Annotated in this window: 25 protein-coding genes and 1 riboswitch; of the genes, 11 read left to right on the top strand and 14 right to left on the bottom strand. The window is 44.4% G+C overall.

Going from position 1 to position 21,986, the window contains the following annotated elements; all coding sequences use genetic code 11:
* Nucleotides 1-74 precede the first annotated feature (74 nt).
* Together M1D69_RS06005 and M1D69_RS06000 are read left to right on the top strand one after the other, a co-directional pair.
* Nucleotides 75-1,043, top strand: a complete 969-nt coding sequence (locus tag M1D69_RS06005) for a TIGR01212 family radical SAM protein (RefSeq protein WP_458104284.1) — start codon at nucleotides 75-77, stop codon at nucleotides 1,041-1,043.
* Nucleotides 1,040-1,624 (top strand): class I SAM-dependent methyltransferase, encoded by a 585-nt coding sequence (locus tag M1D69_RS06000; RefSeq protein WP_458104285.1) that lies wholly within the window; start codon nucleotides 1,040-1,042, stop codon nucleotides 1,622-1,624. The genes M1D69_RS06005 and M1D69_RS06000 overlap by 4 nt, the downstream gene beginning before the upstream one ends.
* Here the strand turns inward: M1D69_RS06000 and tbcS are convergent.
* Nucleotides 1,614-2,717 (bottom strand): tetraprenyl-beta-curcumene synthase, encoded by a 1,104-nt coding sequence (gene tbcS, locus M1D69_RS05995; protein WP_458106193.1) that lies wholly within the window; start codon nucleotides 2,715-2,717, stop codon nucleotides 1,614-1,616. The two genes, M1D69_RS06000 and tbcS, sit on opposite strands and share 11 nt — an antisense overlap.
* Nucleotides 2,718-2,735: 18 nt before the next feature.
* Nucleotides 2,736-3,515 (bottom strand): alpha/beta hydrolase, encoded by a 780-nt coding sequence (locus M1D69_RS05990; protein ID WP_458104286.1) that lies wholly within the window; start codon nucleotides 3,513-3,515, stop codon nucleotides 2,736-2,738.
* A gap of 50 nt (nucleotides 3,516-3,565) precedes the next feature.
* Here M1D69_RS05990 and M1D69_RS05985 point away from each other — a divergent pair, with 50 nt between their 5' ends.
* Nucleotides 3,566-4,075 (top strand): gamma carbonic anhydrase, encoded by a 510-nt coding sequence (locus M1D69_RS05985; RefSeq protein ID WP_458104287.1) that lies wholly within the window; start codon nucleotides 3,566-3,568, stop codon nucleotides 4,073-4,075.
* Between the two features lie 261 nt (nucleotides 4,076-4,336).
* On the opposite strand, the gene alaP is transcribed toward M1D69_RS05985, so the two are convergent.
* The 3 genes from alaP to metK all read right to left on the bottom strand — a co-directional run bounded on the left by alaP (nucleotide 4,337) and on the right by metK (nucleotide 9,115).
* Nucleotides 4,337-5,728 carry an alanine permease AlaP gene (alaP, locus tag M1D69_RS05980; protein ID WP_458104288.1) on the bottom strand — a complete coding sequence of 464 codons (1,392 nt, stop codon included), beginning with the start codon at nucleotides 5,726-5,728 and terminating at the stop codon, nucleotides 4,337-4,339.
* A 136-nt stretch (nucleotides 5,729-5,864) separates the two neighbouring features.
* On the bottom strand, nucleotides 5,865-7,763 hold the full coding sequence (gene asnB, locus M1D69_RS05975; RefSeq protein ID WP_024122583.1) for an asparagine synthase (glutamine-hydrolyzing): 1,899 nt from the start codon (nucleotides 7,761-7,763) through the stop codon (nucleotides 5,865-5,867).
* A 149-nt stretch (nucleotides 7,764-7,912) separates the two neighbouring features.
* Nucleotides 7,913-9,115 carry a methionine adenosyltransferase gene (gene metK / locus M1D69_RS05970; RefSeq protein ID WP_010331578.1) on the bottom strand — a complete coding sequence of 401 codons (1,203 nt, stop codon included), beginning with the start codon at nucleotides 9,113-9,115 and terminating at the stop codon, nucleotides 7,913-7,915.
* Between the two features lie 168 nt (nucleotides 9,116-9,283).
* Nucleotides 9,284-9,423: riboswitch (SAM riboswitch) on the bottom strand.
* Between the two features lie 198 nt (nucleotides 9,424-9,621).
* On the opposite strand from metK, the gene pckA reads away from it, so the two are divergent.
* Complete coding sequence (gene pckA / locus M1D69_RS05965) at nucleotides 9,622-11,205, top strand: phosphoenolpyruvate carboxykinase (ATP) (RefSeq protein WP_458104289.1); 1,584 nt, start codon at nucleotides 9,622-9,624, stop codon at nucleotides 11,203-11,205.
* 39 nt (nucleotides 11,206-11,244) lie between these two features.
* Here the strand turns inward: pckA and M1D69_RS05960 are convergent, their stop codons facing one another.
* Both M1D69_RS05960 and M1D69_RS05955 read right to left on the bottom strand, forming a co-directional pair.
* A complete protein-coding gene (locus tag M1D69_RS05960; RefSeq protein ID WP_024122585.1) occupies nucleotides 11,245-11,487 on the bottom strand; it encodes a DUF2584 domain-containing protein in 243 nt (80 codons plus the stop codon).
* A gap of 51 nt (nucleotides 11,488-11,538) precedes the next feature.
* Entirely contained in the window at nucleotides 11,539-12,312 is a 774-nt protein-coding gene (locus tag M1D69_RS05955; protein ID WP_458104290.1) for an alpha/beta hydrolase family protein, read from the bottom strand.
* A 149-nt stretch (nucleotides 12,313-12,461) separates the two neighbouring features.
* Between M1D69_RS05955 and M1D69_RS05950 the strand changes: the two genes are divergently transcribed.
* The 3 genes from M1D69_RS05950 to M1D69_RS05940 are packed head-to-tail and all read left to right on the top strand — an operon-like array spanning nucleotide 12,462 to nucleotide 15,048.
* Nucleotides 12,462-13,466 (top strand): ABC transporter substrate-binding protein, encoded by a 1,005-nt coding sequence (locus M1D69_RS05950; RefSeq protein WP_458104291.1) that lies wholly within the window; start codon nucleotides 12,462-12,464, stop codon nucleotides 13,464-13,466.
* Nucleotides 13,467-13,478: 12 nt separating this feature from the next.
* The gene (locus M1D69_RS05945; protein WP_024122588.1) at nucleotides 13,479-14,261 is read left to right on the top strand and encodes an ABC transporter ATP-binding protein; all 783 of its coding nucleotides are present in this window, start codon (nucleotides 13,479-13,481) and stop codon (nucleotides 14,259-14,261) included.
* Nucleotides 14,236-15,048 (top strand): ABC transporter permease, encoded by an 813-nt coding sequence (locus M1D69_RS05940; protein WP_326157626.1) that lies wholly within the window; start codon nucleotides 14,236-14,238, stop codon nucleotides 15,046-15,048. The genes M1D69_RS05945 and M1D69_RS05940 overlap by 26 nt, the downstream gene beginning before the upstream one ends.
* Before the next feature lie 24 nt (nucleotides 15,049-15,072).
* Here M1D69_RS05940 and ytkD read toward each other — a convergent pair whose 3' ends face one another.
* From ytkD to M1D69_RS05925, 3 genes are all read right to left on the bottom strand, one after another.
* Nucleotides 15,073-15,549 (bottom strand): RNA deprotection pyrophosphohydrolase, encoded by a 477-nt coding sequence (gene ytkD, locus M1D69_RS05935; RefSeq protein WP_458104292.1) that lies wholly within the window; start codon nucleotides 15,547-15,549, stop codon nucleotides 15,073-15,075.
* A gap of 212 nt (nucleotides 15,550-15,761) precedes the next feature.
* Nucleotides 15,762-16,166, bottom strand: coding sequence for a phage holin family protein (locus tag M1D69_RS05930; RefSeq protein ID WP_024122591.1), 405 nt, complete (start codon nucleotides 16,164-16,166; stop codon nucleotides 15,762-15,764).
* A gap of 158 nt (nucleotides 16,167-16,324) precedes the next feature.
* Nucleotides 16,325-16,762, bottom strand: a complete 438-nt coding sequence (locus tag M1D69_RS05925) for a Dps family protein (RefSeq protein ID WP_010331587.1) — start codon at nucleotides 16,760-16,762, stop codon at nucleotides 16,325-16,327.
* Between the two features lie 123 nt (nucleotides 16,763-16,885).
* Here M1D69_RS05925 and ytzI point away from each other — a divergent pair, with 123 nt between their 5' ends.
* Nucleotides 16,886-17,035, top strand: coding sequence for a YtzI protein (ytzI, locus tag M1D69_RS05920; protein ID WP_044153683.1), 150 nt, complete (start codon nucleotides 16,886-16,888; stop codon nucleotides 17,033-17,035).
* Here ytzI and M1D69_RS05915 read toward each other — a convergent pair.
* The gene (locus M1D69_RS05915) at nucleotides 17,029-17,472 is read right to left on the bottom strand and encodes a FixH family protein (RefSeq protein WP_458104293.1); all 444 of its coding nucleotides are present in this window, start codon (nucleotides 17,470-17,472) and stop codon (nucleotides 17,029-17,031) included. The two genes, ytzI and M1D69_RS05915, sit on opposite strands and share 7 nt — an antisense overlap.
* A 121-nt stretch (nucleotides 17,473-17,593) precedes the next feature.
* A complete protein-coding gene (locus M1D69_RS05910) occupies nucleotides 17,594-18,067 on the bottom strand; it encodes an S-ribosylhomocysteine lyase (RefSeq protein ID WP_458104294.1) in 474 nt (157 codons plus the stop codon).
* Between the two features lie 128 nt (nucleotides 18,068-18,195).
* Between M1D69_RS05910 and yidD the strand changes: the two genes are divergently transcribed.
* Nucleotides 18,196-18,423, top strand: a complete 228-nt coding sequence (gene yidD, locus M1D69_RS05905) for a membrane protein insertion efficiency factor YidD (RefSeq protein ID WP_458104295.1) — start codon at nucleotides 18,196-18,198, stop codon at nucleotides 18,421-18,423.
* Here yidD and M1D69_RS05900 read toward each other — a convergent pair.
* Nucleotides 18,420-18,983 carry a beta-class carbonic anhydrase gene (locus M1D69_RS05900; RefSeq protein ID WP_024122594.1) on the bottom strand — a complete coding sequence of 188 codons (564 nt, stop codon included), beginning with the start codon at nucleotides 18,981-18,983 and terminating at the stop codon, nucleotides 18,420-18,422. The genes yidD and M1D69_RS05900 overlap by 4 nt on opposite strands.
* A gap of 110 nt (nucleotides 18,984-19,093) precedes the next feature.
* Complete coding sequence (locus M1D69_RS05895; RefSeq protein WP_458104296.1) at nucleotides 19,094-19,342, bottom strand: type B 50S ribosomal protein L31; 249 nt, start codon at nucleotides 19,340-19,342, stop codon at nucleotides 19,094-19,096.
* A 201-nt stretch (nucleotides 19,343-19,543) separates the two neighbouring features.
* Between M1D69_RS05895 and M1D69_RS05890 the strand changes: the two genes are divergently transcribed.
* On the top strand, nucleotides 19,544-20,878 hold the full coding sequence (locus M1D69_RS05890) for a cytochrome ubiquinol oxidase subunit I (RefSeq protein ID WP_458104297.1): 1,335 nt from the start codon (nucleotides 19,544-19,546) through the stop codon (nucleotides 20,876-20,878).
* A 39-nt stretch (nucleotides 20,879-20,917) separates the two neighbouring features.
* On the top strand, nucleotides 20,918-21,961 hold the full coding sequence (locus M1D69_RS05885) for a cytochrome d ubiquinol oxidase subunit II (protein ID WP_458104298.1): 1,044 nt from the start codon (nucleotides 20,918-20,920) through the stop codon (nucleotides 21,959-21,961).
* The last annotated feature ends 25 nt before the right edge of the window (nucleotides 21,962-21,986 follow it).

The following is a 21,986-nucleotide window of genomic DNA, read 5'->3' as shown; positions in this document are numbered from 1 at the left end:
ATATTCATTTGTTCTCACATGAAATGCGTGCTACAATTTTAGGATGCAATTGTACGCAAGGAGGCACATGAATCGTGATGCAGAACAATCCTTTTCCTTATTCAAATACGGAAAAACGCTATCATACATTAAATTATCATCTCAGAGATCATTTCGGGCATAAGGTATTTAAAGTAGCGCTTGACGGCGGCTTCGACTGCCCGAACCGGGACGGCACTGTCGCTCACGGCGGCTGTACCTTTTGCAGCGCTGCGGGCTCCGGTGATTTTGCAGGAAACCGGGCCGATGATTTACTGACGCAATTCCACGACATTAAAAACCGAATGCACGAAAAATGGAAGGATGGGAAATATATCGCTTATTTCCAAGCTTTCACCAATACGCATGCTCCGGTTGACGTGCTGCGAGAGAAATTCGAGTCTGTTCTCGCGCTCGACGATGTGGTCGGCCTTTCAATCGCCACACGTCCGGACTGCCTGCCGGATGACGTTGTTGAGTATTTGGCAGAACTGAATGAACGCACGTATCTTTGGGTAGAGCTTGGGCTTCAGACAGTTCACGAACGCACAGCTCTTCTGATCAACCGGGCACATGACTTTGACTGCTACGTTGAAGGTGTGAATAAGCTAAGAAAACACGGCATACGCGTCTGCTCGCATATAATCAATGGACTTCCTCTGGAAGACCGCGACATGATGATGGAAACGGCAAAAGCAGTGGCAGATTTGGACGTCCAGGGTATTAAAATCCATTTGCTTCACCTGCTGAAGGGCACGCCGATGGTGAAGCAATACGAAAAGGGAAAGCTGGAATTTCTCTCTCAAGACGAATATGTGCAGCTCGTCTGTGACCAGCTTGAAATCATCCCGCCAGAAATGATCGTACACCGTATCACTGGTGACGGGCCGATTGAATTGATGATTGGGCCAATGTGGAGTGTGAACAAATGGGAAGTGCTTGGCGCTATCAATAAAGAACTTGAAAACCGCGGCAGCTACCAAGGTAAGTTCTTTCAGCGTCTTCAGGAGGAATCGGTCTTATGATTCTGAAAAAAATTCTTCCCTACAGTAAAGAGCTGCTGAAAATGGCCGCAGGGGATGGAGACATCGTTGTTGACGCCACAATGGGGAACGGGCACGACACCCTGTTTTTAGCTGAGCTTGTCGGTGAAAATGGCCATGTATACGCATTTGATATACAAGAATCAGCAGTGGCCAATACGAAGGAGCGGCTCGGTGACGCCTATCAAAACCGGACAACTTTATTTCATAAAAGCCATGACAAAATTGCTGAATCCCTTCCGCAGGAAACACACGGCAAAGTGGCGGCCGCTGTGTTTAACCTCGGCTATCTGCCAGGCGGGGACAAATCGATTACGACGAGCGGCAATTCAACCATCAAAGCAATTGAACAGCTTCTCAGCATCATGAAAGATGAAGGCCTGATTGTGCTGGTCGTCTATCATGGCCACCCGGAAGGCAAAGCTGAAAAAAACGACGTGCTCGACTTCTGCCGGGACTTGGATCAGCAAACAGCCCGTGTCTTAACATACGGATTTATCAATCAGCAAAATGACCCGCCATTTATTGTCGCCATCGAAAAAAAAGCTCAAATCAGCAAATGATTTGAGCTTTTTTCTTTGAGTTTTTCATCCAGGCCATTTTTTGAAATTTCCGGTAGGCTCTGCCGTTGATATAAAAGAAAAAGGAGGTTTTTCCGCTTGCTTTGATCAGCTTTTTCGCGAGCCGGCCCATTTCCTTCTGGCCCGCCACTTTATCATCAGACAAATAAACACCCAGCAAGCCGCGGTTGATTAAACGGTGGAAGTTTTCGTGCGGAATGCCGTGCAGATGTTCATCGGCTTTCTGAATAAAGTGCTGCAGCCGATTCATCATTTCTTCATGCGACTGATAATACGAGCAGAAATTCAAGTCCCCTTCAAGCAAGTCCTCCTCCTGGTCAATCAAATAATCAAGCAGAATATGAAGACCTTGTATGTAAGGAAAATAACTGTTGCGGATTTTTTTTGCGGTGCTTTCAGTAAAATCGGGCTGAAACGAATATGCGACAAGACAGAAAATGCCTAGCGTGGAGCCCGCACAAGCTGAAAATTCATACCATTCCATCTCGGGAAGCTCTGATTCATATTGGGTAAACCACTTTTCAAGGCGCGGGACACGCTCATGCTCAACAACGTGCTTATGCACCTGCAAATCGCAATAATAGCCGCAAAGCTCAAGCAGATAAGGTTTAATCATTTCGTAGTGTTCAATAGATCCGAGGACACGCTGGCATGTTTTCACCAATTCCTGCAAATATCCGCTGTCATCCTGCTCGTCCCTGAATTGATAATAATGTTGCGGTTCAGCTCCCACTGTCAATGCGTCCTGCATAGAGGTGTGAAGCATTCGAAAATCTTCCGGGTCAAGTGATGTGCTGCGGTCGCACAAATTGTCCAGGTAATCGCTGATCGTTTGGTATGCGATGATGAACTCAACACATTTCTGCTTATGATTTTCTGACAATAAGGCCAATATGCCGCCGCCTTCACAATGAAACGTTTTATCTCGAATACTTGCGGTTGCCTGTGCTTTTAATTCACTGTTTTTAATTGCTTCTGATTTTTGCTTCCATATGTTCAGCTCTTGATGAACGAGCGGAAAAATATCACGATATACTTTTGCCATCAGTCCAAAAGGATGTTCCGGTACTGTCAACACATGCACCCCCCTAGTTCAAATATATTGATCAGTAAATGCTCTTGCGGCTTTAAAAACGTCTTCTCTTTCCGGTTCATTAAATATTTCATGATAAAGCCCTTCCCATTCCCTATATGACTTATTGTGGGAAGCAACCCCTGAAAACCACTTGATGACCTTCGTTTTATCGACCAGCTTGTCATCTCCGGCCTGCATGACCAAAAGCGGCACCCTCAGAAAAGCCTCTGTCGGCACCATGGCAGACTCGAAAGTTTTTAACAGCTCTCTGTACCATCTGACAGACACCTTCTTCACAAAGAGGGGATCGTTCTGGCCTGCTTCGATGACATCTTCATTGCGTGTCGCCATATCAATCGATAATCCTGAATCAACTTTAAGCGACGGGGCAATGACATTCAGCCCCTTTGATGCAAGATCAAGCACTTTATTGACTTTAATTTGCAGCCCGAGACACGGTGATGATAAAATAATTCCCGTAATGCGGGGGTTTCTCTGCTGTTTAAACCATTCAATCGCAATCAGGCCGCCCATGCTGTGGCCGAGAAGAAAAACAGGCAGCTCAAAGGTTCGCGCTTTATCTATCCAAGTATCTACTTCATCAATGTATTCTTGAAATGAGCGAATATGACCTCTGGCCCGGGTGGTTGTCCCTTGTCCCGGCAGATCACCCATTACAACGTGATAACCCGAAGATCTCCACATTTCACTCAGCCATTTATATCGTCCATGATGTTCACTTGCCCCGTGGATCATAACAATCACTGCCACAGGTCTGTCTGCTTTCCAGGTCCACATGCGGTTCACCTCATACAAAAATAAAATAGAGAAAGAAGGATGAAAGATATATGATTTACCCTTATAAGGAATACACGCCAGAAATCCATCCAACGGCTTTTGTAGCCGATAATGCAACAATTACCGGTGATGTGGTCATCGGGGAACAGTCCAGCATTTGGTTCTCAGTTGTCATAAGAGGAGATGTAGCCCCGACCAGAATCGGTAACAGAGTCAATATCCAGGATTTAAGCTGCCTCCATCAAAGCCCGAACCGGACGCTTCTCATTGAAGATGACGCCACGATAGGCCACCAGGTTACACTCCATAGCGCCGTGATCCGCAAGAACGCCTTAATCGGCATGGGTTCAATCATTTTAGACGGAGCCGAAATCGGTGAAGGCGCATTTATCGGTGCCGGCAGCCTTGTTCCGCCGGGGAAAGTCATTCCGCCAGGCCATCTAGCCTACGGTCGCCCAGCAAAAGTCATCCGTCCTTTGACGGATGACGACCGAAAAGACATGCAGAGAATACGGTCTGAATATGTAGCAAAGGGTCAATATTATAAATCACTTCAATAAATGTAAGACCAGCTTCGTTTTACTTTACCATTTTTCAAAATATTATTTAAGCGATAACCATCGCTGACCCGAACCAAATGCAGTTCGGGTTTTTAATTTTCCATAAAACGTTCACATGTAAAAAGAAACGTGTGACTTTTATCTTATCATAAAAAACAAGACGCCACTGTAAGCAGTCTCTGCAAAAAACATATTCCTATTCTCTGCTCTCTATGAGCAGCTTTACTTAAACAAAAAAGAGCCCGCCAGGAGCTCTTTTTATCAGCTGATCTGTTGTTCAGTTGACACAGCTGCGTTTTTCTTATGAAAGCCTTTGCCATAATAAACGGCTATCAAAATCAGAAACCAAATCGGACCGACAATTACGGCGACTCTTGTTTCCGGGCTATAAGCCATCAGGATAATGACAAATGCTAAAAAGGCCAAAGATAAATATGACGTGAATGGGTAAAAAGGCATTTTGTATTTTAATTGCTTTTGATCCTCTGGCTGCATGCCTTTACGATATTTGATCTGAGAAAGCAAGATGATCGCCCATGTCCAAATCGCTCCGAACGTCGCAATGCTTGTGACCCAAGTAAATACCTTCGCAGGCACGACATAGTTTAACAGCACGCCGACTAATAACGCACCCGCAGAAGCCAGTACGGCCTTACCCGGAATGCCGCCTTTGGTCAGCTTACCGTACGCTTTTGGCGCCTCGCGCTGCTCCGCTAAGTTAAAGAGCATACGTCCGGTGCTGAATATGCCGCTGTTGCAAGAAGACAGCGCTGCCGTCAGAACGACAAAGTTAATGATGCCTGCCGCATACGGAATCCCCACTTTTTCAAACGTGAGTACAAAAGGGCTTCCTTGCGATCCGATTTCCTGCCACGGATAAATGGACATGATAACAAATAAAGCACCGACGTAAAAAATCAGGATACGCCAAAATACCGTATCAATCGCTTTTGCTAATGATTTTTGCGGATTTTTGACTTCGCCGGCCGTCACCCCTATCATCTCAATGCCTAAATACGCGAACATCACCATTTGAAGTGACAATAAAACCCCTTTTATTCCATGAGGAAAAAATCCGCCGTTGCTCCACAAGTTGCTGATGCCAGTCGCAATGCCTCCATTGCCGACTCCTGTAATGATCATTAATAAACCAACAGCAATCATAGAAAGGATCGCGACAATTTTAATCAATGCGAACCAAAACTCCAGCTCTCCATACGCCTTTACGGCCAGGAAATTGACACCAGTCATAATCACCAGCGCCGACAATGCCCAAATCCAATTGGGCACATCTGGAAACCAGTATCCCATATAAATTCCGACAGCGGTGATTTCCGCCATACAGGTTACAACCCATAAAAACCAGTAATTCCACCCGGTTAAGTAGCCTGCGAGCGGACCTAAGTAGTCACGCGCATACCTGCTGAAGGAGCCCGCGACCGGCTTTTGAATCGCCATTTCCCCAAGCGCCCTCATAATAAAAAACATAACCAGGCCGCTGCAGGCATATGCCACCAAAATACCCGGTCCTGCTAATTGAATAGCTGATGCGGAGCCAAGGAAAAGTCCCACTCCTATGGCAGCCCCTAAAGACATCAAAGAAATATGCCTTTCTTCCAGACCGCGATGCAATTCTTGTTTTTGTTTTTGCATGTTCCCTTCTCCCCTAGAAAAAAATATCATTACATCATTTTTCTGAATATTTCACACGAATGTGCAGGGTAATCAATGATGATGGAGAAATACTGGTATAATAACAAGGCTTTCGACGAATCGAAAGCCTTATCTGTTAGACAAAGATGACTTCTTTAGGCTGATGGCTCAGCTCTTCAGGCATATACCGTTTTTCGATATTGATGCTGTGCCAGATCATAAAAATGAGCACTGTCCAAATTTTACGGCTGTTATCAGCCTTGTCGGCACAATGGTCTTCAAGAAGCTGAAGAACGTAATCCTTATGGATATAAGCGTCAGTTTGGCTTTCCTGAATAATGCTGCGCACCCATTCGTTCATTTCGTTTTTCAGCCAATGACGGATCGGTACAGGGAAACCGAGCTTTTTGCGGTTCAATACATGATCCGGCACAATGCCTTCAGCAGCTTTGCGAAGGAGATACTTTGTCGTACCGTTCTTTGTTTTCAATTCATCAGGAATTTTAGACGCAACGTCAAATACGACTTTATCAAGGAATGGCACACGCAATTCCAAAGAATTCGCCATCGTCATTTTATCCGCTTTTAGCAAAATGTCGCCTCGCATCCAAGTGTGGATATCGACATACTGCATTTTGTTAATATCGCTGTATGAGCTGCTTTCTGTAAAGTAAGGCTTCGTCACATCGCGATACGAAAGGCTCGGATCATAGTGCTTCAGCAGCTGTTTCTTCACGGATTCTTCAAAGATCTTCGCGTTGCCGATATAACGCTCCGGAAGCGGAGTGCAGCCGCGCTCAAGCAGGCTCTTTCCTCTCATTCCCTCAGGCATAACGGCCGCTACGTGCAGAAGCATCTTTTTCAAGCCGGACGGAATGCGTTCAAACGGTTTAAGAGAAAGCGGTTCACGGTAGATGTTGTAGCCGCCGAACAGCTCGTCCGCACCTTCGCCAGATAACGCAACCGTTACGTGTTTTTTCGCTTCTTTCGCCACGAAATACAACGGAATCGCAGCCGGGTCTGCAAGCGGATCATCAAAGTGCCATACGATTTTAGGAAGCTCGTTCATGTATTCTTCAGGTGAAATGACTTTGCTGATATTTTCAATGCCCAGTGCAGCGGCAGTTTCTTTCGCTACATCAACTTCACTGAAGCCCTGCTGTTCAAATCCGACAGAAAATGTTTTCAGGTTGGGATGAAATTCTTTCGCAACGGATACAATAAAAGAAGAATCGATTCCGCCTGATAGGAATGAACCGACAGGCACATCACTTCTCATATGAACGTTTACAGAGTCATAGATAGCGTCTCTGACTTCTTTGACAAGTTTATCTTCTTCCGTCTGAACAGGCTGGAAGCGCGCCTTGAAATACGTTTTGAATGTGATATCACCATCAGGGCGAATTGTAAACTGAGACCCCGGCTCTACTTTTTTCACATCAATATCAAGCGTACTTGGCTCAGGAACGAATTGGAAAGACATATACTGCTGTAATGCTTCTTTATCTATTTCAATATCATTTTGGGCTGCCATTAAACTTTTTCTCTCTGAGGCAAAATAAACCTGATCATTGATCGTTGTGTAATACAACGGCTTAATGCCGAATGGATCTCTTGCTCCATAAAGAACATGATCGTTTTTATTCCAAATCAGAAAGGCAAACATGCCGCGCAGCTTGGAAGCCGCTTCTTCTTTATAGTGACGGTAAGTCGCAAGAAGAACCTCTGTGTCAGAATCTGTGTTGAAAGTATATCCCTTTGCTTCAAGCTCTTCTCTCAGTTCGATATAGTTATAGATTTCCCCGTTAAAAATAATCCAATATTTTTCATCTTCATATGATAAAGGCTGTCCGCCATTCTCCACATCAATAATGCTGAGCCGTCTGAATCCGAATCCGACGTGCTCATCATGGTAATATCCATCACTGTCAGGACCGCGGTGAACGATCATTTGGTTCATTTGTTTGATTAGTTCTTCTTGATCAGCGGTTTGAGTTAACGGATGCTTGTTAAAAACCCCGACAAATCCACACATAGTATTGCCTCCATATTTAAAATTGTCATCATTGAACCCCTATTTATAGACGCTGTGAACAGTGTTTGGTTTCACAGTTATGTAAAAAAATAAACATGGATACATCGATAAAAAAGGGAAAGCCGCTTAACCAGTAAGCGGCTATAAAATTATTCTCCTAACGCTTCTTTACGCAGCTGTTCCGCTTTGTCTGTACGCTCCCACGGAAGGTCAACATCGTGGCGTCCAAAGTGGCCGTACGCGGCAGTCTGTTTGTAGATCGGACGGCGTAAATCAAGCATTTTGATAATGCCGGCAGGTCGTAAATCAAAGTTATTGCGCACAACTTCAATCAGTTTTTCCTCCGAAGCTTTTCCGGAACCGAACGTGTTGATTGAGATAGACACAGGCTGTGCAACACCGATCGCGTAAGCAAGCTGCACTTCGCAAGAATCTGCAAGCTCAGCCGCAACGATGTTTTTCGCAACGTATCTTGCAGCATAAGCAGCTGATCGGTCTACTTTCGTCGCATCTTTACCAGAGAACGCGCCGCCGCCGTGACGTGCGTAGCCGCCGTACGTATCAACGATGATTTTACGTCCTGTGAGCCCCGCATCCCCTTGAGGTCCTCCGATGACGAAACGGCCTGTAGGGTTAATGAAGTATTTTGTTTCTTCATCAATTAATTCTTCAGGAACAACCGGATTGATGACATGTTCTTTAATGTTGCGCTGAATTTGCTCAAGCGTAATTTCAGGGTGGTGCTGAGTTGAAATAACAATCGCGTCAATGCGGACAGGTTTGTTATTTTCATCATACTCAACCGTTACCTGTGTTTTGCCGTCAGGGCGAAGGTAAGGAAGAACATCTTCTTTACGCACTTCACTCAAGCGGCGGGCTAATTTATGAGCAAGTGAAATTGGAAGAGGCATAAGCTCTTTCGTTTCGTTGCACGCATAACCGAACATTAAACCTTGGTCACCCGCTCCGATTGCTTCAATTTCTTCGTCGCTCATTGTGCCTTCACGGGCTTCAAGCGCTTGGTCTACACCCATCGCGATATCAGCAGACTGCTCGTCAATTGATGTTAAAACCGCACAAGTTTCCGCATCAAATCCGTATTTTGCACGTGTGTATCCGATTTCTTTAATCGTTTCACGAACCGTTTTTGGAATGTCAACATACGTAGAAGTTGTGATTTCTCCGCTGACAAGAACCAAACCAGTTGTCACAGATGTTTCACAAGCAACACGCGCGTTAGGGTCTTTCTTTAAAATTTCATCTAAAATGCTGTCAGAAATCTGGTCACAGATTTTATCCGGATGCCCCTCCGTAACAGATTCTGATGTAAATAAACGACGATTTTTACTCATGATTTGCTTCCTCCTGCACAAGGCCTCCCGAAAGACCTTATATATATGATACGGAACTCGCTCCCTCTTATACAATGTTACGTTTATATTAGAGATGTTAATTGGCATATTTATGAAATAAAAAAACCTTTTCCGTTCGAGGAAAGGGTTTGGTCTTTGTGCCTTTCACTCTTATCGCTCAAGGAATCATTCAACCTTGCATCAGGTTAGCACCTTGGTTGTCTCACACAATTTGAACATAATGAATAATAGAGAAACCGGTTGCTGGGCTTCATAGGGCCTGTCCCTCCGCCAGCTCGGGATAAGAGTATCCGCTCAATGAAATATCTTATCGTAAAAGGGTTTGCAATGTCAATATGATTCAGAAGAAATAGGCACCTATATTGAGGGAAAACAATGGAAATGCACACACAAAAAACGATAAATAGTATAGACTATTTGAAAATATATGTTATACTAATTCACAATTAGCAAAACACAAATAAAATGATAAAGGAAGGTTTCTTATGAACTCAGTTGATTTAACCGCTGATTTGCAAGCCTTATTAACAAGTCCTAATGTGCAGCATAATTTATCTGCAGCTCAGCTTACAGAAAAAGTACTTTCCCGCAGCGAAGGCATTTTGACATCGACGGGTGCCGTCCGGGCGACCACAGGCGCTTACACGGGACGTTCGCCGAAGGATAAATTCATTGTAGAAGAAGCAAGCACAAAGAGTAAGATTGATTGGGGTCCGGTGAATCAGCCTATTTCCGAGGAAGCGTTTGACCGGCTGTACACGAAAGTTGTCAGCTATCTGAAACAGCGAGATGAGCTGTTTGTTTTCGAAGGATTTGCCGGTGCCGATGAAAAATACAGACTGCCGATCACCGTCGTTAATGAGTTTGCATGGCACAATTTATTTGCCAGACAGCTGTTTATCCGTCCTGAAGACAATGATAAAAAAACAGTCGAACAGCCGTTTACCATTCTTTCCGCTCCACATTTTAAAGCGGACCCAAAAACAGACGGCACACATTCAGAAACCTTTATTATTGTTTCTTTCGAAAAGCGTACGATTTTAATCGGCGGAACGGAGTATGCCGGAGAAATGAAAAAATCGATTTTCTCCATCATGAATTTCCTGCTGCCTGAGCGAGATATTTTATCCATGCATTGCTCCGCTAATGTCGGTGAAAAAGGCGATGTCGCGCTTTTCTTCGGCCTGTCGGGAACAGGAAAGACCACCCTTTCGGCGGATGCTGACCGGAAACTGATCGGTGATGATGAACACGGCTGGTCGGATACCGGTGTCTTCAATATCGAAGGCGGATGCTATGCCAAGTGCATTCATTTAAGCGAAGAAAAGGAACCGCAGATTTTTAAAGCGATTCGGTTTGGATCCGTTCTCGAAAATGTTGTTGTAGATGAAGATACGCGTGAAGCCAATTACGATGATTCCTTCTATACAGAAAACACACGTGCCGCTTACCCGATTCATATGATTGACAACATTGTCTCTCCGAGCATTGCGGGCCACCCGTCAGCGATTGTATTTCTGACGGCTGATGCATTCGGCGTTCTGCCGCCAATCAGCAAGCTGACGAAGGAGCAGGCGATGTACCACTTCTTAAGCGGTTATACGAGTAAACTAGCCGGAACCGAACGCGGCGTCACGTCTCCTGAGACGACATTCTCCACATGCTTCGGTTCACCGTTCCTTCCGCTCCCGGCTCATGTATATGCGGAAATGCTCGGCAAGAAAATTGACGAACACGGCGCAGACGTTTACTTGGTCAACACAGGCTGGACCGGCGGCGGCTACGGCACAGGCGAACGCATGAAGCTTTCATACACACGGGCGATGGTAAAAGCAGCGATTGAAGGCAAATTAGAAAATGTGCAAATGACCACTGACGATATTTTCGGTCTGCACATCCCGGTTCATGTTCCGGGCGTTCCCGATCATATCCTTCAGCCGGAAAACACGTGGAATAACAAAGAGGAATACAGAGAAAAGGCTGTGTATCTGGCAAACGAATTCAAAGAAAACTTCAGAAAGTTCACAAATACAGATGCCATCGCGCAAGCGGGCGGGCCTCTCGTATAAAAAAGCAAAAGCCAAGAGCAATTAAGCTCTTGGCTTGTTTTAATTGACTGTATGCAAGGAAGTCAGCTTGTACGTAATGATTGTCCGCCCATCTGTCCATTCAAGCTTCTGCACTTCGGCTGTGCCTGACTTTTCACCAAACTTTGTTTTGCTGACATCCATCGGAATCTCCATTGGATAAATGCGATACCCGTCTTTCTCTAATCTGAATATATTTTCATCTATGCGAACTTCTTTTCCTTTTGTCACAATCAATGTATTAAATTCAACAGGCATTCCCAAATTGAAATCCCCTTTCGTTCTCTTTTTTCTATATCATAACATATTTCACCGTCAGCGGTTTTTCATCCACTGCGTGAGCTGCCGCACAATACGCCGGTTTTCCTTCGGCGGAAAATAATGTGTGAATGTACTGTAGTACCACGTCTCTACAGGCTTGTGCAGCTGTTTTAATTTCTCCTCAAATAAATACGAATGCTGAATGGAAACGTTTTGATCTTTTTCTCCGTGAATTAATAAAACGGGTGCCTCAATTTTGTTCACTTCGTCAAAAGGCGTTCGCCATTTGTATTCGTCAGGCACCTTTTTCGGCGTTCCCCCAATCACTCTTTTCATCATTCTTCGTAAATCCTGCCGCTCTTCATATGTAAGAATCATATCACTGACGCCTCCCCACGAAACGAATGAAGCCGCTTGCCGTCCCATTTCAATCGCAGTAAGCATTCCCATAATGCCGCCTCTTGAGAAACCGAAAATATGAATTCTGTTCTTTTTGACTTGCGGATGCTGCTGAAGCAGGCGAAAAGCGGAAAAAGCATCCTCTCTGTCTTCTCCTGCAAAATCCTCGTTGCCCTCCCCTCCCTGGTTCCCTCTGTAAAAGGGGGCAAATACCACAAATCCTTGGGACGCAAACTGGATAATTCGGCCCGGTCTGACCATTCCAACACTTTTAATACCGCCGCGCAAATATAAAAATCCGTCATATTGCCCAGGTGCCGCCGGCTCCGCCAGCAGCCCTTTCACTTTTAAGCCATTTGAAAGGTAGCAGATGGTAAACAAGCGCACATGCCGGCTCGGCGACGGAAATCTTCTTTTCTCAACAATCAATGCTCCCGCCTCCTTTTTTCTTTATTCTTTCCTGCCTTTAAAAATAAATCCTGTAACCCGGATTAGGCATTCACACATTTTTATACCCATCATACGATATGTAAAGCAAAAAAGGATATTAACTTGATGCTAAATAAGGAGGTTGTCATGTGAACAAATGGTTAAGGCTGGGCTGTTTCTGCGTTTGCAGTGTGTTTCTCATCATTGCCCTGAGCGCTTGCAAGCAGGAAGAAACACTCACGAAAGTAAAAGTAGCCGAAGTGACCCATTCCATTTTTTATGCACCTTTATATGTTGCGGAATCTAAAGGCTTTTTCAAGGATGAAGGCCTTGATGTCGACGTCAATACGACCTGGGGCGGCGATAAAACGATGACATCGCTTCTTTCAAACGGCTCGGACATTGCTCTTGTCGGATCAGAAACATCCATTTATGTCGAATCGCAAAGGGCTAAAGACCCTGTCATTAACTTCGCACAGCTGACTCAGACAGACGGAACGTTCCTTGTCGCAAGAGAAGATGCCGAAAATTTCAGCTGGGATCAGCTGAAAGGAAAGACTTTTCTCGGCCAGAGAAAAGGCGGCATGCCGCAAATGGTCGGCGAGTATGTGCTGAACCAACATCACATTGATCCGCATCAGGATATTGAACTCATCCAAAACATAGACTTCGCCAATATATCCAATGCCTTTGCATCCGGAACCGGTGAGTATGTCCAGCTTTTTGAACCGACTGCTTCACTCTTTGAGAAAGAAGGTATCGGCCACATCGTTGCTTCGTTCGGAGAAGAATCAGGCCAGGTTCCTTATACAACATTTATGGCAAAACAAAGCTATTTAAAGAAAAACGAGGATACAGCCGTCAAATTCACGAGAGCTATTTATAAAGCGCAGCAGTGGGTGGAAAATCACTCAGCGAAGGACATCACAGAAGCGATTAAAAATGAATTTGACGATACAGATCCAGATGTCATCGAAACGTCCATTGAACGCTACAAAAAACAAAATTCGTATTCTCCAGACCCGCTCCTCAACGAAAAAGAATGGGAACTGCTCCAAACAATTATGGATCAGTCGGGTGAACTGCCAAAGCATATACCATACAGTCAGCTTGTGAACAAACACATCGCCGAAAAAGTCACCTCGGAAAAATAGGAGGCGCCATCTATGTCTTTTTTACATGTCGACCATGTAACTCATACTTATTTTTCTATTAAAGAAAAAACAACCGCCGTACAGGACATTCATTTCGATGCCGAAAAAGGCGATTTCATCTCATTTCTCGGTCCGAGTGGCTGCGGAAAAACAACACTGCTTTCCATAATTGCAGGCTTGATTGAACCTTCGGAAGGCAGAGTCCTGATTGAAGGCCGCGAGCCGAATCAAAAAGAACATAACATTGGCTACATGCTTCAGCAGGATTACTTATTTCCCTGGAAATCCATTGAGGAAAATGTGCTCCTCGGTTTAAAAATTGCCGACACGCTTACTGAAGAAAACAAGGCCGCGGCACTTGGTCTTTTGCCGGATCTGGGTCTAGTTGATGTTGAAAAGAAATATCCTAAGGAGCTGTCAGGCGGGATGAGGCAGCGGGCTGCGCTTGCAAGAACTCTAGCCCCAAATCCAAGTCTGCTGTTGCTGGATGAGCCATTTTCCGCGCTTGATTTTCAAACGAAGCTGTCTTTGGAAAACCTCGTTTTCCGCACATTAAAGGAATATCAAAAAACAGCGGTGCTTGTCACTCATGATATAGGGGAAGCGATTGCGATGAGTGATACCATCTTTTTATTTTCTAATCAGCCAGGCACCATTCATCAAATTTTTACAATCCCTAGAGAATTGGCTGCGATGATGCCTTTTGACGCCCGGCAGGAGCCATCCTTCCAGACGCTGTTTCAAACGATATGGAAGGAGCTGAATTCACTTGAGAAACAGCAAAGAAACAATTGATCTGCTGCATGAGCAATTTCAATTGAAACAGAAAAAAGAGAAATGGAATGTGCATTCTTTTCAGCTTGCGATATTTATCCTCTTTTTCTCCGGATGGGAAATTGCAAGCAGACAGGGCTGGATTGATCCTCTGATCTTCAGCTCGCCGTCAGCCGTATGGCGTTTACTGATAGAAAAGCTTGCTGACGGCTCATTGCTGTCGCATATCGGGGTTACTTTATTTGAGACGGTGCTTGGCTTTTTGCTGGGGACTTTCCTGGGCACGTGTCTTGCCGCGTTGTTATGGTGGTCTAATCGGCTTGCCAGGATATTAGATCCGTATCTTGTCATTTTAAATGCAATGCCGAAAGTGGCGCTCGGACCTATTCTGATTGTCGCGCTCGGTCCCGGCTTTGTCAGCATCATCGCGATGGGAGCGGTCATCAGTGTCATCATCACAACCATCGTCGTTTATACTGCCTTTCAAGAGGTGGATGAAAACTATATTAAAGTAATGAAAACATTCGGCGCAAACAAGTGGGTTATTTTTAAAGAAGCGATTCTTCCCGCATCTTCGCCCGCTATTATTTCAACACTGAAGGTAAACGTCGGTTTATCGTGGGTCGGTGTTATCGTAGGCGAATTTCTTGTTTCAAAGGTCGGATTAGGATACATGATTATTTACGGATTCCAAGTCTTCAATTTTACACTCGTCTTCTTAAGCCTGTTGATCATTGCTGTATTTGCCACCCTGATGTATCAGGGCGTAGAACTGTTAGAAAAGAAATGGACGAAGGGCAGAACATAAAAAACCCGGCGGATAGCCGGGTCTTTAGTTGATCCATCCCGATTCTTTCAGTTTTTTCAAACTGATGGGAAGCACAGAATCCTTCATAATAAAACTGAATTTTTTATTGCGGGGCAGGTTTTCCGGAAGTTCATGAAACAGAACCGGCCCTTTCGTTTCAAAGTAATCACTTTGCTTTTCAAGCTTCTCTATATCTGCAAAATATATATTTTTCACAATAACCTTTTCTTTTCCGAGAACTTTATACTGTCCGAGATACTTGAGGCTTTTCACTCTCGCCCCTGTTTCTTCCTTTACTTCTCGAAGCGCCGCCTCTTCCGCGCACTCCATCGGTTCCACTTTCCCGCCCGGAAATTCAAAGCCTCTGTCCTCATGTTCTGTCAAAAGCCATTTGTCACCAAAACGGCAGATGACCCAGACATGCTTCGGGCTGTCCGAAAAGGGCTGATTGTCAAAGGAGAGCTGAACAGTATTCTGATAATAATCTTTAAACTCGTACATGTTTATCCCTCAAATCCGTTCCTAGCTATCTTCCATACATCATACCACAGTTACGTTTCTTCGGAAGCTTTTTATCAAAAAATAAGGGAAACCCAGCACGCCATCCGGATCTGAAACGATAGACCAGCTCGTACAGCTTTTGGCCGCAGCTCTTGTCAAAATGCAAATGACTGACGCTCTGGGCTTTATTATGACCCGCGAACAGATAAAAGTTACGGTTTGCGCCTGAATTTATTTTTTAACGTTTCTAATAGATCCACAAGCATTTCCGGAACAGGTATACCGAGAGAGCTGGCTGTCACGACAATTTGCACAGATTCATAAAGAATATAAAACATAATGGCCAAGTCACGTATTGATCCCTGTGTATTCAGCAGCTGGTCAAAAAAGTGGCAGACAGAGATCAGAGCCAACGTAACTAATTTTTTGACGAAACGGGCAAAAACCTTCTTGAACGCCAGTTTGTGAATAATCGTTTCCTTCAAGGTCGTACTGATAAATTCAATTGCCATAAGAGACAGCAGAATGAGGAGTGAGTACTGAAAACCTCCGAAGAAAAACCCCGCTGCTGAAACGCTGACTGCAAAAAACGAAAAGATGCCAAAGTCTCTATCCATTTATCCCAACATCCTTTCACAGAAACGGCCTTACCATATTCTATGGAAAGCATGCCGAACGGATTGGATTTTTCAGAAAAATGGACTAGTTGTCGCCTATTTTTGCAAGGCAAAACAAAAACCGGACATCTTCAAAGATATCCGGCCTTTCTTTTCTATTATCCAAGGTAAGCTTTTAGCATCCAGTTATGTTTTTCAATATTTTGGTGAATGGCAAGAAGCATGTCCCCTGTTGTTTCGTCTCCAACCTCATCGGCTAAGTCCATGCCGCTTTTCAGTTCTTCCGCGATGACTGTAAAATCATCATACACACTCTGAACCATTTGTTCTGCTGTTTCGTTTCCGTTCGCTTCTTTTACAGAAGCTGTTTCCAAAGATTCTTTCATTGTCGCGATCGGTTTTCCGTTTAAAGCCAAAAGACGCTCTGCCAAATCATCAATATAAGTTGCTGTCTCGTTATAAAGCTCCTCAAATTTTTCATGCAGTGTAAAGAAATCTTTCCCTTTTACATACCAGTGATAATTATGTAGTTTCACATACATGACCGTCCAGTTGGCTACTTGTTTGTTCACAGCTTGAATCAATTGTTCTGACATATTATCTTCCTCCTTGTTTATATTAGGTGTATACCCTTCATATCGTACGCTAAAACCTTTATTTTACCCGTCTGTCACAGTGTCTTCCACTATGTTACAATTATTGAAAACGGAGGTGGAATCATGACGCTTCTCATCACGATAAGTATTTTGATTGTGCTGGCTGTTTTGCTCGTAAGTGTTTGGACGACTGTAAAAGCCTATAATGTGAAACACACGATTGACCCTCCTCAAGAAGGAAATGCTCCCGGTTCAGACCCAAAAGGTCAATGATGGTGTGATTGATTTTCTTCAGGTTGCTTGGTGACAGCATCGGCGTCTCCGACTTGGACTTTTATGGTCGGCATGCTGTGCTGTTTTTTTGCAGTGACATGAGATTGGACAGTGTATACGCCATCTTCCTTAAACTCTGTCTCAAATTGATATACGCCATCTTCCTGTTTGGCTTTAAACATTTTGCTGTCGTTTTTTTCTCCGTCTTTCCATACCTCAAACTCCACTTCATCAGCATCTGTCACCGCTTCATCTCCGTAAGAAACCGCCGCTTTATAAGCAGCATTCTCTCCCGGCTTCACTTTTTCCGGTCCGGTGAGTTTTACATCTAATACCTCAGGCGTCTCAGCTGCTGTATGTGCTTTATTCTCCTCAGATCCGCACCCGTTCAGTAAAAAAACAGCAGAAAAAAGTACTGCAGCGACCATCTTTTTCATTCCATCACCCTTTTCGTCGTTTACCTCAATAGTAGCAAACGCTTACAGCAAATGGTATACAAAATCTGTAACGTCACAAAAAAGACCTTTTTGCTTTCGGGCAAAAAGGTCTTTTTTCTATTTAGCCAAATACTTTTAGCAATTCTTCTTTATCCTGTGACAGCCAGAAACGCATCAAACGTTTTGCGCCTTCCAGGTCATGAAGCTTCGCCTGGCCGCACTGCTTTTCATTGGCAGCCGGAATTTCGGTAATTTCTACAGCTTCCTTCATTGTGTCTTCAAGCAGATCAACGATTTCCGCAGGAGTCGGCTCTCCGCTGACAACAAGATAGTAGCCGGTTTGGCAACCCATTGGCGAAATATCAATAATATCAAAATGATCATATTTCTCAGCATGAGTGCGAATCGTAAACGCGAGCAAATGCTCAAGTGTATGGATCGTATCAGGCTTCATCGCCTGTTTATTCGGCTGGCAATAACGAATATCAAATTTATTTACAACACCGTCTGTTCCTACTTTATGCACACCGCAATGTCTTACGTATGGGGCAACAACCGCATTATGGTCAAGTTCAAAACTTTCTACTGAAGGCATAATGGCACTCTCCCTTTTTTTAAAAATGTATTTTTATTATAACATACCTTTCCGATAAGAATTATCGAACAACTTTTCAAACCTCGTTATTTTTTTTATACTTGCATCAGAAAGGTTGCTGAAGACACATGAAAACCATATTTATTGCTCTGATCAGAGGGTACCAAAAATTCATCTCGCCGCTGACGCCGCCAACATGCCGCTTTTATCCGACTTGTTCACAATATGGAATCGAAGCCATTAAAACGCACGGCGCCCTTAAAGGCGCATGGCTGACTCTCATACGGATTTTGAAATGCCATCCCTTTCATCCGGGCGGTGTCGATCCCGTCCCTGAAAAAAAGCGCAAAGATTAAGCGTTATAGCCGTTTACGACAACATCCAGTTTCCCTGTCTCAGGATCAATGACTAAACCATGGACAGGCACAGTTTCCGGGAACAGCGGATGATGTTTAATGACGTCCACGCTGTCTTTTACGCTCGCTTCAACTGAATCGAAGCTTTTAAACCATTGGTCAAAGTCAACTCCGGAGTACTTCAATGTTTCGATGCGTTCTTCCGGAATTCCTCTTTCCTTTATTCTATTAAGCATGCTTTCGCTGCTGATTTTGCTCATACCGCAATCATGGTGTCCGATTACACAGACTTCATCTGCGTTCAGCTCGTACACTGCAACCAGTAAACTTCTCATAATGCTTCCGAACGGGTGTGTAACAAGCGCACCGGCACTCTTTATAATTTTGATGTCACCGTTTCGCATATTCATCGCATGCGGCAGCAATTCAACCAAACGAGTGTCCATGCAAGAAAGAATCGCCATTTTTTTATCCGGGAATTTTGATGTCTGATACTTTTCATAATCTTTTTGTTCAATAAAAGTTTTATTAAAGTCAAGAATATCATTTAGAAGACTCATAGCGGTATTCCTTTCCGGTCTTTTTTCTTCAATATATCACAGCCCCTGCCTTTCGTCATCCTATCGGCATGATGTTGAGACCAGAAAAAAAGGCAAGCCCTGCGGCTGCCTCATTTTCCCATGTTATATCTTTTGTTGAACTGCTCGACTCTTCCGCCTTTTTCATTGAATTTCTGGCGGCCTGTATAAAACGGATGAGTATCTGAGCTTACCTCTACTTTAATAACCGGATATGTGTTTCCATCTTCCCATTCCGCTGTTTCTTCCGATGTTTTGGTAGACCTGCTCAAAAAGCGGTATCCGCTGTTTACATCCTGAAATATTACTTTGTGATTCTTCGGATGAATTTCTTCCTTCATGTCTATCTCTCCTTATCAAATCGTAATAATTACGTTTTATTTTATATCCTAACAAACATTTTGTCAATCTCCTTACAGGTTTCCCGATCTTTCGCTTCATAAACCTCACGCTTTTAAGAACAGGAAGAATAATCTAACCGAGGAAGCAAATAATAAACCCATATTACATACAGATCGTTTTGAGAAAGGTGGTTTATGATTGTGGATGATTTAGTTTTGGCTAGGAGTCTTTTTGGTACGACAATGGGCTTTCATATCATTTTCGCAACCTTGGGAGTCGGTCTGCCGCTCATGATTTTAATAGCTGAATTGATCTATCAAAAAACGAAGGATGACCATTATGCCATCATGGCGAAGAGATGGACAAAAGCACAGGCTGTTTTGCTGGGGGTGGCCATTCCGACCGGAACCATTGCCGGTACTCAGCTCGCGCTTTTATGGCCGGGTTTTATGGAAGTCATCGGCCGGGTCATGTCCCTGCCATTCCAAATTGAAATCTACGCTTTTTTTATCGAAGCCCTGTTTATGTCGATTTATGTATATGCCGCAGACCGCTTATCGCCGGTCATGAGGATTATCGCTGTTGTCTTTGTGCTGATCGGGGCCGCGGCGTCTGCCATTCTGATCACGAATGTCCATGCCTTTGAAGGAACCCCGGCCGGATTTAAAATTATAAACGGAAAGATCACTGATGTTGATCCGTGGGCCGCGTTTTTTAACCCAAGCTTTTTTGTAACCGCCGGCCATGTCGTTCTGTCTGCGTTCATGACAGGAGCCTTTATCGTTGCTTCTGTTGCCGCATACAAAATGATCCGGTCGAGAAAAAAAGAAAACGTCTATCGCTTTCACCGGAAAGCCCTGCTGCTCGCGCTGACGATCGGCGGTATCTTTTCATTGATAACTGCCTTAAACGGCCACGAATCAGCACAGATGCTGCATGAATATCAGCCGGAAAAACTCGCCGGAGCAGAGGGCCTGTTTGAAACAAGATCCCATGCCCCGCTTGCAATCGGCGGATTTACCGATCCGGAAGAGGAAAAAGTGAAATGGGCAATCGAGATTCCGTGGGCATTAAGCTTTTTGGCAGCCAACAGTTTTGACACTGTTGTAAAAGGATTAAATGCGTTTCCGAAAGACGAATGGCCGCCGCTTTTTATCCACACGTTATTTAACGCGATGGTCGGTGTCGGAATGCTGCTTATTCTTTATTCCATTATCGGTGTCGTCTGGAGAAAAGTATTAAAGAAAGATCGTTTTCCAACCTGGCTGCTGTTGATTTTCATGACGGCCGGTCCTCTCAGCATTATTGGAATTGAATTCGGCTGGATTTTCGCTTGTACGGGGAGACAGCCGTGGGTCATCTATCATCTGCTGAAAACATCAGATGTCGTCACGACGACAGGCTCGATCGGTGTGCTCTTTCTGTTTTTCACATTTGTTTACGCCGTGTTGGGCGCAGCTGTCGTTTATGTGCTGCTTTACTATTTCAAAAAGCACCCTGTGGATGAGGATTTAAATACGGCGGAGTCTCAATAGCTTCGCAAGCAGGAAACTAAATGGAAGGAAGATCGACAAATGGACATTTCAACTGACGCTCTGATCGCCATCTCAATTATTTGGGGTTTTGTGTTTATTTACGCCGTCATGGCCACAATGGATTTCGGAGCGGGATTTTGGTCTATAATCTATTTAAACAAGGAGCATATGAAGGCAACCGATATCGCAAACCGCTTTCTGTCGCCGACTTGGGAGGTCACTAACGTCTTTATCGTGGCCATTGTCGTTGCGCTTTTCAGCTTTTTTCCAGGTGCGACGTTTGTGCTCGGAACTGTTTTATTAATTCCCGGCAGCATTATTTTATTGCTATTAGCAATCCGAAGCGGATTTCTCGTTTTTTCAAACACAGCGAAGGAAAGGAAATTGCTCAGATATATTTCCGGCATCTCCGGTTTTATTATTCCCGCTGTTCTGATTTTGGTTCTCCCGGTGACACACGGTGGATTTATCGAAAACACAGACGGCGTATACAGCTTGAATATGTCTACCATTTTGACAAGCCCAAACGCCTATTCATTTATAGGGTTTGCGATTTTAAGCACTTTATTTTTATCCTCCCTGCTGCTGGCGGATGTTTCGAATGTGGCTGAGGAACAGGACGCCTACACGGCGTACAGAAAAAGCGCCTTAATCACCGGCCCGATTTCGCTCCTATTTGCCGTATGCATTATGCTGACGATGCGGAATGAAGCAAACTGGCTTTATACTGGAATGATGAATGATTTTTCCTGGATTATTGCTTCGTTTATTACATTCATCATCGCAGGCATAGCTCTTTTTCTGCCTAACAAAAGCTTCGGCAAAAAGATTGGGAAACCCAGACTGGCGCTTGTCGCGATTGCGATACAGTATTTCCTCGCAAGCTACGCGTACGGCCGCGCCCACCTCCCTTATATGATTTATCCTGACGTGACGATCATGTCCGGTTTCACCGAGCCCGCCACGTTCAGAGCGCTGTTTATGACATATATCGTTGCATTCATTATCCTGTTCCCAGGCTTCTACTTCTTCTGGAAGCTGTTTATGAAGGATAAACGGTATATCCGCCAGCAGGAAGAATAGGGCCCAAGCCCTCCGGCTATACTAA

The organism is Bacillus sp. PK3-037 (assembly GCF_054161355.1).
This window is presented reverse-complemented; position numbering and strand designations above follow the sequence as displayed.

Excerpts from the sequence above, each read along its gene's own strand:
- M1D69_RS06000 (WP_458104285.1), top strand. The coding sequence starts at position 1,040 with ATGATTCTGAAAAAAATTCTTCCCTACAGTAAAGAGCTGCTGAAAATG.
- M1D69_RS05990 (WP_458104286.1), bottom strand. The coding sequence starts at position 3,515 with ATGTGGACCTGGAAAGCAGACAGACCTGTGGCAGTGATTGTTATGATC.
- M1D69_RS05985 (WP_458104287.1), top strand. The coding sequence starts at position 3,566 with ATGATTTACCCTTATAAGGAATACACGCCAGAAATCCATCCAACGGCT.
- alaP (WP_458104288.1), bottom strand. The coding sequence starts at position 5,728 with ATGCAAAAACAAAAACAAGAATTGCATCGCGGTCTGGAAGAAAGGCAT.
- asnB (WP_024122583.1), bottom strand. The coding sequence starts at position 7,763 with ATGTGTGGATTTGTCGGGGTTTTTAACAAGCATCCGTTAACTCAAACC.
- metK (WP_010331578.1), bottom strand. The coding sequence starts at position 9,115 with ATGAGTAAAAATCGTCGTTTATTTACATCAGAATCTGTTACGGAGGGG.
- pckA (WP_458104289.1), top strand. The coding sequence starts at position 9,622 with ATGAACTCAGTTGATTTAACCGCTGATTTGCAAGCCTTATTAACAAGT.
- M1D69_RS05945 (WP_024122588.1), top strand. The coding sequence starts at position 13,479 with ATGTCTTTTTTACATGTCGACCATGTAACTCATACTTATTTTTCTATT.
- ytkD (WP_458104292.1), bottom strand. The coding sequence starts at position 15,549 with ATGTACGAGTTTAAAGATTATTATCAGAATACTGTTCAGCTCTCCTTT.
- M1D69_RS05930 (WP_024122591.1), bottom strand. The coding sequence starts at position 16,166 with ATGGATAGAGACTTTGGCATCTTTTCGTTTTTTGCAGTCAGCGTTTCA.
- M1D69_RS05925 (WP_010331587.1), bottom strand. The coding sequence starts at position 16,762 with ATGTCAGAACAATTGATTCAAGCTGTGAACAAACAAGTAGCCAACTGG.
- ytzI (WP_044153683.1), top strand. The coding sequence starts at position 16,886 with ATGACGCTTCTCATCACGATAAGTATTTTGATTGTGCTGGCTGTTTTG.
- M1D69_RS05915 (WP_458104293.1), bottom strand. The coding sequence starts at position 17,472 with ATGAAAAAGATGGTCGCTGCAGTACTTTTTTCTGCTGTTTTTTTACTG.
- M1D69_RS05910 (WP_458104294.1), bottom strand. The coding sequence starts at position 18,067 with ATGCCTTCAGTAGAAAGTTTTGAACTTGACCATAATGCGGTTGTTGCC.
- yidD (WP_458104295.1), top strand. The coding sequence starts at position 18,196 with ATGAAAACCATATTTATTGCTCTGATCAGAGGGTACCAAAAATTCATC.
- M1D69_RS05900 (WP_024122594.1), bottom strand. The coding sequence starts at position 18,983 with ATGAGTCTTCTAAATGATATTCTTGACTTTAATAAAACTTTTATTGAA.
- M1D69_RS05895 (WP_458104296.1), bottom strand. The coding sequence starts at position 19,342 with ATGAAGGAAGAAATTCATCCGAAGAATCACAAAGTAATATTTCAGGAT.
- M1D69_RS05885 (WP_458104298.1), top strand. The coding sequence starts at position 20,918 with ATGGACATTTCAACTGACGCTCTGATCGCCATCTCAATTATTTGGGGT.